Annotated in this window: 14 protein-coding genes and 1 tRNA gene; 12 read left to right on the top strand and 3 right to left on the bottom strand. The window is 66.4% G+C overall.

What is annotated here, in order from left to right:
• The 12 genes from H926_RS31285 to H926_RS0123240 all read left to right on the top strand — a co-directional run.
• Nucleotides 1-549, top strand: a 549-nt coding sequence (locus H926_RS31285) for a general secretion pathway protein GspK (protein WP_192816580.1), incomplete at its 5' end; no start/stop codon positions are given.
• Nucleotides 550-679: 130 nt separating this feature from the next.
• Nucleotides 680-756: transfer RNA gene (locus tag H926_RS0123290), tRNA-His, on the top strand.
• 177 nt (nucleotides 757-933) lie between these two features.
• Entirely contained in the window at nucleotides 934-1,662 is a 729-nt protein-coding gene (gene ccmC, locus H926_RS0123285; protein ID WP_028658416.1) for a heme ABC transporter permease CcmC, read from the top strand.
• Nucleotides 1,663-1,701: 39 nt separating this feature from the next.
• Nucleotides 1,702-1,872 (top strand): hypothetical protein, encoded by a 171-nt coding sequence (locus H926_RS34175; RefSeq protein WP_022678378.1) that lies wholly within the window; start codon nucleotides 1,702-1,704, stop codon nucleotides 1,870-1,872.
• The gene (ccmE, locus tag H926_RS0123275; protein ID WP_022678377.1) at nucleotides 1,869-2,321 is read left to right on the top strand and encodes a cytochrome c maturation protein CcmE; all 453 of its coding nucleotides are present in this window, start codon (nucleotides 1,869-1,871) and stop codon (nucleotides 2,319-2,321) included. Before H926_RS34175 ends, ccmE begins: the two co-directional genes overlap by 4 nt.
• Nucleotides 2,318-4,261, top strand: coding sequence for a heme lyase CcmF/NrfE family subunit (locus H926_RS0123270; protein ID WP_022678376.1), 1,944 nt, complete (start codon nucleotides 2,318-2,320; stop codon nucleotides 4,259-4,261). The genes ccmE and H926_RS0123270 overlap by 4 nt, the downstream gene beginning before the upstream one ends.
• A complete protein-coding gene (locus tag H926_RS0123265) occupies nucleotides 4,258-4,818 on the top strand; it encodes a DsbE family thiol:disulfide interchange protein (protein WP_022678375.1) in 561 nt (186 codons plus the stop codon). The genes H926_RS0123270 and H926_RS0123265 overlap by 4 nt, the downstream gene beginning before the upstream one ends.
• A complete protein-coding gene (locus H926_RS0123260) occupies nucleotides 4,815-5,267 on the top strand; it encodes a cytochrome c-type biogenesis protein (protein WP_022678374.1) in 453 nt (150 codons plus the stop codon). Before H926_RS0123265 ends, H926_RS0123260 begins: the two co-directional genes overlap by 4 nt.
• Entirely contained in the window at nucleotides 5,264-5,989 is a 726-nt protein-coding gene (locus H926_RS30210; RefSeq protein WP_022678373.1) for a tetratricopeptide repeat protein, read from the top strand. The genes H926_RS0123260 and H926_RS30210 overlap by 4 nt, the downstream gene beginning before the upstream one ends.
• Nucleotides 5,990-6,131: 142 nt before the next feature.
• Nucleotides 6,132-8,102, top strand: coding sequence for a potassium transporter Kup (locus tag H926_RS0123250; RefSeq protein ID WP_022678372.1), 1,971 nt, complete (start codon nucleotides 6,132-6,134; stop codon nucleotides 8,100-8,102).
• Nucleotides 8,103-8,186: 84 nt separating this feature from the next.
• Complete coding sequence (locus tag H926_RS31280) at nucleotides 8,187-9,215, top strand: sensor histidine kinase (protein WP_022678371.1); 1,029 nt, start codon at nucleotides 8,187-8,189, stop codon at nucleotides 9,213-9,215.
• On the top strand, nucleotides 9,212-9,580 hold the full coding sequence (locus H926_RS0123240) for a response regulator (protein ID WP_022678370.1): 369 nt from the start codon (nucleotides 9,212-9,214) through the stop codon (nucleotides 9,578-9,580). Before H926_RS31280 ends, H926_RS0123240 begins: the two co-directional genes overlap by 4 nt.
• A 28-nt stretch (nucleotides 9,581-9,608) precedes the next feature.
• On the opposite strand, the gene H926_RS30200 is transcribed toward H926_RS0123240, so the two are convergent.
• The 3 genes from H926_RS30200 to ftsY form a co-directional block, all read right to left on the bottom strand.
• A complete protein-coding gene (locus H926_RS30200) occupies nucleotides 9,609-9,956 on the bottom strand; it encodes a hypothetical protein (RefSeq protein WP_022678369.1) in 348 nt (115 codons plus the stop codon).
• A gap of 77 nt (nucleotides 9,957-10,033) precedes the next feature.
• The gene (locus tag H926_RS0123230; protein ID WP_022678368.1) at nucleotides 10,034-10,696 is read right to left on the bottom strand and encodes an inner membrane-spanning protein YciB; all 663 of its coding nucleotides are present in this window, start codon (nucleotides 10,694-10,696) and stop codon (nucleotides 10,034-10,036) included.
• Nucleotides 10,693-11,541, bottom strand: an 849-nt coding sequence (gene ftsY, locus H926_RS0123225) for a signal recognition particle-docking protein FtsY (RefSeq protein ID WP_022678367.1), incomplete at its 5' end; no start/stop codon positions are given. The genes H926_RS0123230 and ftsY, both read right to left, overlap by 4 nt.

Below are 11,541 nucleotides of genomic sequence, written 5' to 3'. Positions count from 1 at the left end.
AGCAGCCAGGCCGCGCCATTGGTGGCGGCCATGGCCGATTGGATCGATAGCGACGCGCTGTCCTTGCCCGATGGCGCAGAAGATGCCGACTATGCGCGCCTGGCCACGCCCTATCGCACCGCAGGCCGCCCGCTCGTGGCCGTGGGTGAACTGCGCGCGGTGCGCGGCATGACCGGCGCCCTCTATGCGCGGCTTGCCCCCTGGCTCTGTGCTTTGCCCGAAGTGGGCAGCTCACCCATCGCGCTGGGTAGCCTGGCGCCGGGGCAGGGACGCCTTCTGGCGATGTTCGCGCCCGATGCGCTGAGCGTGGCTCGGGCCGAGCAGATCATCGCCCAGGCGCCACCCGGCGGCTATCGCGATCTGGCCTCTGCGCTGGGTGCGGGTCAGGGGCTGGCGACTGGGGAAATCGTGCTGGTCGATCGCTGGTTGCGGGTGCGGCTGGGCGCCACGATCGATTCGCAAGCCGTGGAGGAAGAGCTGCTGATCGATGCCGGCACCACCCCGCCACGGATCGCCGGGCGCAGCTGGGGCGAGGCGGCTGATCGCTGAAAAAGTTATCCCCCGATGCAAGTTTTCCCTTTTCAAGGCGGCAGGATTGTTGCAAGGGCGGCCACCCGAACGGAGCACGCATTTGCAGCTTCGCTCGGAACGCGGAACAACGCCCCAGGGCGCCGCCGTGGCGATCGTAGCTCAGTTGGTTAGAGCGCCGGTTTGTGGTACCGGAGGTCGGGGGTTCGAACCCCCTCGATCGCCCCATTTCTCCCGACATGACAAGACATTCCCTGCGGGGGTCCCGGCGCGGCATTGGCGCGCCCGTTTCATCCCAAGGTTCAAGGCCTTCGCGCCGCTGTTTTGCTTGCCCTTGATCTGGCGCAATGGCACAGCATGCGGGCCGGGCCATGCCCGGTGGAGAAGGATCCCAAGTTCAAAAACATGCACGGTTTTGCCAATCCCGCCCGTTTCCTGCGGCTTGCCCGCTGGCTTATGCCGCTGTTGCTGGGGGTTGGCCTGGTCCTGGCCTTTGGCGCGCTGGCCTGGGGCCTGCTGATGGTGCCGCCTGACCGGCTGATGGGGCAGACCGTGCGCATCCTTTTCATCCACGTGCCCTGCGCCTGGCTGGGCATGGCCGGATGGACCACGATCGCGGTGTCGAGCCTGGTGGAACTGGTCTGGCGCCACCCGTTGGCGGCCATCGCGGCGCGCGCGGCGGCGGTGCCGGGCGCAGCATTCACGGCCATGTGCCTGATCACCGGATCGATCTGGGCACGGCCCACCTGGGGCACCTGGTGGGTGTGGGATGGCCGCCTGACCAGCTATCTCATTCTGCTGTTCCTCTATTTCGGCTATATCGCGCTGGCTGGCGCGGCGCAGCGTGATGCCGCCGCCGGCAGCGGGGCCAGCCGCGTCACCGCCATCTTCGGCATGGTTGGCGCGATCAACATCCCGATCATCAACCGTTCGGTGGTGTGGTGGAACAGCCTGCACCAGCCCGCCTCGATCACGATGGGCAAATCGGCCATCGATGGCACGTTCCTGTGGCCGCTGCTGATCGGCGCGCTGGGCTTTTCCTGCATTTTTGGCGGTGTCGTGCTGGCGCGCATGCGCACGCTTCTGGCCGATATCCAGGCCGAGGCGCGCCTGCGCCGCAAGGCCATGGCCTGATGTTGCACCGCGCGCTGCTGCTCCACGGAAACCCGCATCATGCATGAACGACTTGATCAATGGCACTATGTGGCGGCGGCCCTCACCATCGGGGTGGTGGGCACGCTGCTGCTGGTTGGCATCACGCTATGGTCGATGCGGCGGGCAGAGGCCCGGCGCGACGCGGTGCGCGGCGGAACCCGCGCCCCGGCACGAAAGAACCAGGCATGAGCGCGATCAAGGCCAAGCATCAACGGTTGGTCCTGCTGGTGATCGCGCTGGCCGCGCTGATCGGGGCGGGGCTGCTGGCCGCCTGGGCGCTGTCCACGCAGGCCAGCTATTTCTATGTGCCGAGCGACTTGGTCGCCCACCCGCCCGAACAGGGCCGCGCCGTGCGGCTGGGCGGCATGGTGCAGCGCGGCTCGATCAAGACGATGCCCGATGGCGTGACGATCACGTTCGTGGTCGGTGATGGCAAGGCCACCGTGCCGGTGCGCTATGCCGGGATCACGCCGGATCTGTTCGTTGAAGGATCGGGCGTGGTCGCCGAGGGCCGCATGGAGGGAAAAACCTTCGTGGCCGACAATCTGCTGGCCAAGCATGACGAGAAATATGTCCCGCGCGAGATGAAGGACATGACGGAAGGGCAGGCCAAGGCCGTGGTGGCAGAAACGAAATGATCGCGGAACTCGGTCTTGCCATCCTGTGGATGGCGGCGGCACTGGCGGTGCTGCAACTCGTGGCGGGCGCCCTGGCGCTGCGGCCGCAGGGCGCGGCAATGCTGGGCGTGGTGCGTCCGGTGGCGGTGATGCAGGGTATTCTGGTGGCGCTGGCCTTTGCCGCGCTGATCACCCTGTTCGTCACCACCGATCTCTCGGTCAAGCTGGTGGCGGAAAACAGCCATTCGGCCAAGCCGCTGATCTTCAAGATTGCCGGCACTTGGGGCAACCACGAAGGCTCGATGCTGCTGTGGGTCACGATCATGAGCCTGGCGGGGGGCTTTGTGGCGCTGGTAGAACGGCGCCTGCCGGAAAAGACGCTGATGGCGACGCTTGCGGCGCAGGCTTTCGTCAGCCTCGGCTTCTACGCGTTCCTGCTGCTCGCCTCCAACCCCTTTGCCCGCTTGCCACAGCCCGCGCCAGAAGGCGCCGGGCTCAACCCGCTGCTGCAGGATATCGGCCTCGCGTTCCATCCGCCCACGCTCTACGTCGGCTATGTCGGGCTTTCGATCGCGTTCAGCTTTGCCGTGGGTGCGCTGATCACGCGCGACGTCGGCCCTGCCTTTGCCCGCGCCATGCGGCCCTGGGTGCTGGGCGCGTGGATATTCCTGACTATCGGAATCACCGCAGGCTCCTATTGGGCCTATTACACGCTGGGCTGGGGCGGCTGGTGGTTCTGGGATCCGGTCGAAAACGCCTCGCTCATGCCCTGGCTCGCGGCCACCGCATTGCTTCATTCGGTCTCGGTGCTGGCGGCGCGCAATGCCCTTCGCGCCTGGACGGTGATGCTTGGCGTGATCGCCTTTTCGATGTCGATGGTCGGCACGTTCCTGGTGCGCTCGGGCATTCTCACGTCGGTCCACGCCTTTGCCGTCGATCCGGCGCGGGGCAGCTTCATCCTGGCGCTGCTGGCGATCTACATCGGCGGTGCGCTGCTGCTGTTCGCCTTGCGCGCCAGCACGGTAACCGAAGGCGCGCGCTTTGCTTTCGTCAGCCGCGAGGCGGCCTTGGTGTTCAACAACGTGATGCTGTGCGGCATCCTCGGCATCGTGCTGCTCGGCACGCTCTATCCGCTCTTGACCGAGGCGTTCGGCGTCAAGGTTTCGGTGGGTCCGCCCTATTTCAACCCGGTGTCGGCGATCTTTGCCTTTCCGATGATCGTGGTCATGGCCGTGGGGCCACTGCTGCGCTGGAAGGATGATCGCGGCGGGCGCATCGGGCCGATCCTCGCCGTGCCCGCGCTGGTGGCCATCGCCGCCGGTGGCGCGGCGTTTGTCGCCGGGGTGAGGGTGCTGCCGGCGCTGGGTCTGGCGCTGGGCGCGGGGCTCGCCATCGCCAGCCTGCTGCCGCTGCGGGGGCGCAACCTGCGCCGCACGCCGCTGCCGATCTGGGGCATGGTCATTGCCCACCTCGGCATTGCCGTGGCGGCCCTGGGCATGGCCAGCGAAAGCGCCTTTTCCACCGAAACTCTTGCTGCGCTCAATCCGGGGGAAACCCGCCAGGTCGGGCCGTATGCCCTCACGCTCGATCGCATCGATCCGGTGGCGGGGCCCAATTGGACCGCGCTGCAGGCCACGGTTTCGGCCCGCTATGATGGCGGCGACGCCACGGTGCTGCTGCCCCAGGCGCGGGTCTTTGCCAATCCGCCGGGCACGCGCACCGAATCTGCCCTGAAAACCCGCTGGAACGGCCAGCTTTATGTGGTTCTGGGGGAAGAGGGCCAGGATGGTCGCTGGCAGATGCGCTTCTGGTGGAAGCCGTTCGTGCCGCTGATCTGGCTGGGCGGCCTGCTGGTGGGCCTGGGCGGCTTCCTGGCGCTGGTCGGCCGCGTGGCGCGCGATGTAAAGCGGCTGGTCGCGGTCGACAAAATCGCGTTCCGCCGGGAAAGGCAGGGACGATGAGCACGCAGCCCGCTTCCCCCGCGCGCCGGCCAGGCCTGGCGCTGTGGTTGCCGCTGGTGCTGTTCGGCGGTTTCCTGGCGCTGGTGGTCTATGGCCTGGTGCGGCCAGACAACCGCGAGGTGGCCAGCACGTTCATCGGCAAGCCCATCCCGGCCTTTGCCCTGCCGCCGGCCAGCGATGACCGGCCGGGCCTGAGCAATGCCCAGTTCGTGGGTGGCAAGCCGCGCCTGCTCAACATCTTTGCTTCGTGGTGCGGCCCTTGCGCAGTCGAATCGCCGCAACTGGCGCAACTGGCCAAGGCCGGGGCAGAGATCGACGGCGTGGCGATCCGCGATCGCAAGGATGATCTGGCGCGGTTCCTGGCCGCCAATGGCAATCCCTTCGCCCGCATCGGCCAGGATGATCTCAGCAAGGTGCAGATCGGCATCGGCTCGTCGGGCGTGCCGGAAACCTTCGTGGTCGATGCCCATGGCGTGATCCGCCACCAGCATATCGGCGCGATCATGCCCGAAGACGTGCCGGTGATCCTGGCCAAGCTCAAGGAAGCCGAACAATGAAACGGGCTCGTTTCATTTCTGCGGCCACGCTGGCGCTGCTGCTGCCACTGGCGCCGCTGGCCGCGCAAGACAGCCTGCCGCCCGCGCCCTATGCCTATCGCCAGCTGCCCGATCCGGCGCAGGAGGCCAAGGCGCAGGCGCTGATGGAAACGCTGCGCTGCCTCAAGTGCCAGAGCCAGTCGATCGCCGATTCCGATGCCTCGATGGCTGGCGACATGCGCAACGAGGTGCGCACCCGCATTGCCGCCGGCGAAGATCCCGAGGCGATCCGGCAGTGGCTGATCGATCGTTATGGCGATTATGTCAGCTATACGCCGCAGGTGAAGCCTTTGACCTGGCCGCTGTTTGCCGCGCCAGTGGTGTTTCTGGGCTTTGCCGCCCTGCTGCTGCGGGGCCGTTTCCGCCGTGGAAAACGGGCCGATGCGGCCCTGCGCAAGGACAAGCCATGACCTGGGTGATCGTTCTGGGCGTTGCCGCCATCGTGTTTGCCGCGCTCGTGCTGGTGGGGCGCTTGCCGCGCGCCGGGTGGGAAGTGACCGGCGCTGCGCTGCTGTTCGGCCTGGCGGGCTATGCCCTGCAGGGGCACCCGGCGGAGGCTGGCGCACCCACCCCGTCTGTGGAAAACGCGGCCGTGGCCGATGCGGCCCTGCTCAAGGAGCGCCAGGCCATGGGCAGTGCCTTTGGCAAGGGGCGTAGCTGGCTGATCCTGGCCGATGGCCTGACCCGGCAAGGGCAATATCGCGCAGCGGCCGATGTCTTGGCCAAGGCCGCGCAGGAAAACCCCGACGATGCCGATATCGAGGTGGCGCTGGGCAATGCCCTGGTCGGCCATAGCGAGGGCCTGATCACCCCGGCCGCGCAATATGCGTTCCGCCGCGCGGCGATGATCGATCCCAATCACCCCGGCCCGCCGTTCTTCATGGGCCTGGCTATGGCGCAATCGGGGCGCCTTGCCGATGCCCGGGCGCTGTGGGCCGATCTGCTCGCTCGCTCGCCCGCCGATGCGCCCTATCGCCAGGATCTGGCGATGCGGCTGACGCGGCTAGACCAGATGATGGCGGCCAGTGGCATGCCCATCCCGCCGGCACAGCCTGAGGCATCGGGACAGGCGCAAGCCGCCAAGGCCCCGTCTGGCGCAGCAACCCCCACGCCCAAGCCCGCCGCCCGGTGAAATATCGGGAACCGCTTGCCACAGATGGCGGTTTGGTCACCATTGCTTCAGGTTGGGTGCCGGTGCTAAGCGCCGCCCCGATTCGGCTCTATCGCGGGCCGGACAGTGCAATGGGGCCGAAGCGGCCGGGGGCAGTCTCGCCATGAACAATGCCGTGGGTGATGCCGTGGGTAACGCCGGAACCGCAGGGAATCCGTCCACGGCCAATGCTGCCTCGCCCGTTACGGGCCATGGCGGGCATGCTGGGCACGGCCACGGCCAGGCCAGCCTGGTCAAGATGGCGGTCGGCGCTGTCGGGGTGGTCTTCGGCGATATCGGCACCAGCCCGCTTTATGCGTTGCGCGATACTTTTGCCGGGCATCATCGCCTGCCGCTCGACCAGACGCATATCTATGGCATCGTCAGCCTGATGTTCTGGTCGATGATGATCATCGTGACGCTGAAATACGTCTCGGTCATCATGCGCGCCGACAACAAGGGCGAGGGCGGCAGCCTGGCGCTGTTGGCGCTGATCAACCAGCACACTGCCGGCAAGCGCTGGGGCCGTGGCATCGTTCTGCTGGGCGTCTTTGCCACCGCGCTGTTCTATGGCGATTCGATGATCACCCCGGCGGTGTCGGTGATGGGCGCGATCGAGGGGCTTTCGGTCTATCAGCCCAGCATGCAAAGCTGGGTGGTGCCGATGGTGGTGGCCATCCTGATTGCCCTGTTCCTGATCCAGAGCCGCGGGACCGAGCGCGTCGCCACGTTCTTTGGCCCGATCATGCTGGTCTATTTCGCCACGATCGCGGTGCTGGGCGCCATGAGCATTGCCCTGCTGCCCGAGGTGATCGGCGCGCTGTCTCCGCATCACGCCGTGGCCATGTTTGCCGCCGATCCGTTTCGCGGTTTCCTGGCCATGGGCGCTGCCGTTCTGGCAGTGACCGGGGCCGAAGCGCTCTATGCCGACATGGGCCATTTCGGACGCAACCCGATCCGCGTGTCGTGGCTGGCGCTGGTGCTGCCGGCGCTGGTGCTCAACTATCTGGGCCAGGCCTCGTTGCTGATGCGCGAAGGCTCTGCCGCGCTGGTCAGCCCGTTCTATTTCCTGGCGCCCGACTGGTTCCAGTGGCCGCTGCTGATCATTGCCAGTCTGGCGGCGGTCATCGCCAGCCAGGCGGTGATCTCCGGCGCGTTCTCGGTCACCCAGCAGGCGATCCAGCTGGGGTTCATCCCGCGCATGACGATCCGCCATACCAGCACGTCGGCCGGGCAGATCTATATCCCGGTGATCAATTCCGCGCTGATGGTGGCAGTCATCCTGCTGGTGCTGATGTTCCGCCATTCCTCCAACCTCACGGCCGCCTATGGCATTGCCGTGACCGGCGCGATGATGATCGACAACGTGCTGCTGGGCGTGGTGCTGATCAAGCTGTGGCACTGGCGGCCGGTGCTGGCCACTGGCCTGCTGGCGCTGTTCATGGCGATCGACCTTGGCTACCTGGGCGCGAACCTGACCAAGATCCCCGATGGCGGCTGGGTGCCGCTGGCCATGGGCATCACCATCTTTACGCTGCTGACCACCTGGTCGCGTGGGCGCGCCCTGATGCGCGCCGGGATGGCCGAAGGGTCCATTCCGCTCGAAGTGTTCACCAAGTCTGCCCATTCCAGCGCGGCGCGGGTGGCCGGTACGGCGATCTTCATGGCCTCGGCCTCCAACGGCGTGCCCTCGGCGCTGTTGCACAACATCAAGCACAACAAGGTGCTGCACAACCGGGTGGTGATCCTGACGGTGCAGATCCAGGACGAACCCTATGTCGATCTGGCGCAGCGGTCAGCGGTCAAGGATTTCGGCAACGGCTTCTATCGCCTGACGCTGCGCTTCGGCTTCCTGGAAGAGACCGACGTGCCTGCCGCGCTCAAGACCATCACCACCTGCGGCGAACCGTTCGACATGATGAAGACCAGCTTCTTCCTCTCGCGCCAGACGCTGATTCCGTCGGACAAGCCGGGCATGGCGCTGTGGCGGGAAAAGCTGTTTGCCTGGATGCTGCGCAATGCGGCGAGCGCCATGGAATTCTTCCGCTTGCCGACGAACCGTGTGGTCGAACTTGGCAGCCAGCTGCGGATTTGATCGAAAGCGGCGCCGTGCAGGGCTTGCCGCTGCGGCGTGGCATGCCATGCTCGGTAAGCTGCGCAATCTTGGGGCGCCCTGCGCGTGACTGAAGCTGATATCCTCCGCGATATTCTCGATACCCAGCTGGATATGCTGTGCCGGTTCACCGCCGATGGCACGATCCTGTTTGCCAACACCGCCTATGCCCGCATGATGGAAAGCCCGCGCGCCGCGCTGACCGGGCGCAACGTGTGGAAGTTCATCCCCACCAGCGAGCACGCCACGATCCAGCGCGAGATGGCGCTGCTGACCCCGGAAAACCCGTCACGCACCATCGAAAACCGCCTGGAGGCGGCCGATGGCAGCGTGCGGTGGACGCTGTGGCGCAACCATGCGCTGGAATTCGATGCCCAGGGCCGCTGGCAGGTGATGCAATCGACCGGGATCGACATTACCGAGCGCAAGATCCTGGAAGACCGGCTGCGCCTGCTGATCGAAGAGCTTAACCACCGCGTCAAGAACTCGCTGATGGTGGTTCAGGCCATGGCCTGGCAATCGTTTCGCGGGATCGAGCAGCCCGCCGCGGCGGCCGTGGAGAATTTTACCGCCCGCCTGCATGCCCTGGCGGCAGCGCATACCATCCTCAGCCGTGGTCAGTGGGCTGGCGCGCTGCTGGCCGATGTGGTGCGGCAGGGGCTGACGATCTGCGCAGGCAGTGTGCAGGGCGATGGTGGCGCCCAACGCTTGAGCCTTGGCGGGCCTGATGTGACGGTGGGCGCGGCGGCCACGGTGTCGCTGGTCATGGTGCTGCACGAGCTGGCCACCAACGCTATCAAGTATGGCGCGCTGTCTAACGCCGAAGGCACGGTGACAATTGCCTGGGAGGTGGGCGATGATGGCGCGGTGGCGCTGGAATGGCGGGAGCAGGGCGGACCGCCGGTGGCGCCGCCCGCGCGCAGTGGCTTTGGTTCACGCCTGATCCGCGATGCCATCACCCGGCAGCTTTCGGGAGAGGCGCAGATCGATCACGCGCCTGATGGCGTTGTTGTGCGCCTGGTGTTGCCGGCCCAGCATTTTGAAGCGCCTGCCATTGCCCCGATCTGGTCAGACGCGACGAAGGACCCTGCATGACCGACCGCGCCCAATCGCTGTCTGGTCGCCGCATATTGGTGGTGGAGGACGAGTTCATCGTCGCTGCCATGCTGGCCGATGTGCTGGAGGACGAGGGCGCGCAGGTGATCGGTCCGGTGGGGACGCAGGCAGAGGGCATCGCGGCGGCTGCGACAGAATCCCTCGATGCAGCGGTGCTGGACTGGAACCTCAATGGGCAACCCGGGGCACCAGTGGCGCGCGCCTTGCGCGAGCGGGGCATCCCCTTCGTCATCGCCACCGGTTATGGCGCGGTGGAGGCAGAGTTCGCCAATGTACAGATCATGCACAAACCCTATGCCCCGGCTCAGTTGACCGCTTGCCTGGAAGGCTTGCTGGCCGGCTGAGCCGGGGGCACGGAGCCTGCGTTCAAGATCAGTGCTTGAGCGTGTCGGAAGCTTCGTCGGCGCCCTGCTTCACGCGATTGCCAAACTTGTCGGCGGCGGTGCCGGCCTTGTCGGCCGCCTTGTCGATCTTGCGGCCAGCGTCGTCGGCGGCCTTGTCAGCGGCCCGGCTGGCATTGTCGAGCGCCTTGTCGGCGGCGGCACCCACGCTATCGGCAGCCTTGTCAGCGGCGCGGCCGGCATCCTTTGCGGCGTTCTGCGCATCGTTGGCGGCCGAGTCGGCAGCGGCGGCCGTCTTGTCCTGGGTCTTTTCCGAGCAGGCGGCAAGGCTGGCGCCGGCCAGCATCAGGGCGGGAAGGGCAAGGAAAATACGGCGCATGTGACGGTCACTCCCGTTCGTGGTGGTTTGCCAAGGCCAACGCCGAACGCGCCATGCCGTTCCCCCACGCGGTGCGATCAATCGTGTGGCGTGTTGGTCTCGGCCTCTTCCACGCCCTGTTCGCTGCCCAGGCCATGGCGCAGCAGCATCGGGATCTGGGCAAAGGTGAACAGGAACGACAGCGCGCTCACGCCCCACAGCTTGGCCGTCAGCCAGCCATCAAAGGTCAAGGTATGGCGCAGCACTTCGTTGAGCACGGCCAGGAACAGGAAGAACCACGCCCAGTTGCGCGACAGCTTGCGCCAGCCGGTTTCATCCAGCCCGTCGAACGCGCTTTGCAGCAGCATGCGCAGCACCGCCTTGCCGCGCGCCAGGCCGATGAACAGGCCGGCGGCAAACAGCAGGTAGATCACCGTGGGCTTGATCTGGATCCAGAACGGATCGCCCAGGAACACGGTAAGGGTGCCAAAGCCCAGGATCAGCGTGGTGGACAGCCACAGCATCGGCGAAACCTTGCCCAGGCGCCATTTCGACGCGATCAGCGCGGCTACTGTGGCGATCATGAACACCACGGTGCTCTTGGTGATCGCCACCACTGCGCCCACGCCGGCATCGCTGCTCTTGTCCGGGCTGAAATGGCGATAGGCCAGGAAGAACACCAGCAGCGGCCCATAATCGACCGCCAGGTTCACCCAGGATGATTTGGGCTGCGATTTGGGCTGGGCCTGGTCCGCGCTCATTGAAACACCCCTGCAATCACCTTGGCAACGAGATCGGGATCGAACGGCCGAAGGTCGTCGATGGTTTCGCCAACGCCGATGGCGTGGATCGGCAGGCCATACTGTTCGGCGGCCGCCACCAGCACGCCGCCGCGCGCCGTGCCATCCAGCTTGGTCATGATCAGGCCCGATACGCCGGCCACATCCTTGAAAATCTCGATCTGCGACAGCGCGTTCTGGCCGTTGGTGGCATCGAGCACCAGCACCACGTCGTGCGGCGCCTCAGGGTTGAGGCGGCCGAGCACGCGGCGCACCTTGGCCAGTTCGTCCATCAACTCGCGCTTGTTCTGCAGGCGGCCGGCGGTGTCGACGATCAGCACGTCGGTGCCAACATCGGTGGCTGCCTTGACCGCGTCGAACACGATCGAGGCGGGATCGCCGCCTTCGGGCCCGGTGATGATCGGCACGCCCAGCCGATCGGCCCAAACCTTGAGCTGGCCGATCGCGGCGGCGCGGAACGTGTCGCCTGCCGCCAGCATTACCGAATAGTCCAGTTCCTGGAACAGGTGCGCCAGCTTGGCGATCGTCGTGGTCTTGCCCGAACCATTGACGCCAATCACCAGGATCACCTGCGGGCGGGGAAAGGCGACGATATCGAGCGGCTTGGCCACGCCGCGCAGGATCGCGGCGATTTCATCGGCCACGGCGCCGCGCAGGGTGGCATCATCGAGCCCCTGCTCGAACCGGGCACTGGCCAGCTTGGCGCGGATGCGCGCCGCCGCACGCGGGCCCAGGTCGGACATGATCAGCGCGTCCTCGATCTCGTCGAGCTGGGCCTCGCTCAGGCGCGTGGCGCCGCCAAAGCC

It is taken from the genome of Novosphingobium sp. B-7, from assembly GCF_000410615.1.
GTDB lineage: Bacteria > Pseudomonadota > Alphaproteobacteria > Sphingomonadales > Sphingomonadaceae > Novosphingobium > Novosphingobium capsulatum.
This window is presented reverse-complemented; position numbering and strand designations above follow the sequence as displayed.

Coding starts and splice junctions, on each gene's coding strand:
- ccmC (WP_028658416.1), top strand. CDS start 934: ATGCACGGTTTTGCCAATCCCGCCCGTTTCCTGCGGCTTGCCCGCTGG.
- H926_RS34175 (WP_022678378.1), top strand. CDS start 1,702: ATGCATGAACGACTTGATCAATGGCACTATGTGGCGGCGGCCCTCACC.
- ccmE (WP_022678377.1), top strand. CDS start 1,869: ATGAGCGCGATCAAGGCCAAGCATCAACGGTTGGTCCTGCTGGTGATC.
- H926_RS0123270 (WP_022678376.1), top strand. CDS start 2,318: ATGATCGCGGAACTCGGTCTTGCCATCCTGTGGATGGCGGCGGCACTG.
- H926_RS0123265 (WP_022678375.1), top strand. CDS start 4,258: ATGAGCACGCAGCCCGCTTCCCCCGCGCGCCGGCCAGGCCTGGCGCTG.
- H926_RS0123260 (WP_022678374.1), top strand. CDS start 4,815: ATGAAACGGGCTCGTTTCATTTCTGCGGCCACGCTGGCGCTGCTGCTG.
- H926_RS30210 (WP_022678373.1), top strand. CDS start 5,264: ATGACCTGGGTGATCGTTCTGGGCGTTGCCGCCATCGTGTTTGCCGCG.
- H926_RS0123250 (WP_022678372.1), top strand. CDS start 6,132: ATGAACAATGCCGTGGGTGATGCCGTGGGTAACGCCGGAACCGCAGGG.
- H926_RS0123240 (WP_022678370.1), top strand. CDS start 9,212: ATGACCGACCGCGCCCAATCGCTGTCTGGTCGCCGCATATTGGTGGTG.
- H926_RS30200 (WP_022678369.1), bottom strand. CDS start 9,956: ATGCGCCGTATTTTCCTTGCCCTTCCCGCCCTGATGCTGGCCGGCGCC.
- H926_RS0123230 (WP_022678368.1), bottom strand. CDS start 10,696: ATGAGCGCGGACCAGGCCCAGCCCAAATCGCAGCCCAAATCATCCTGG.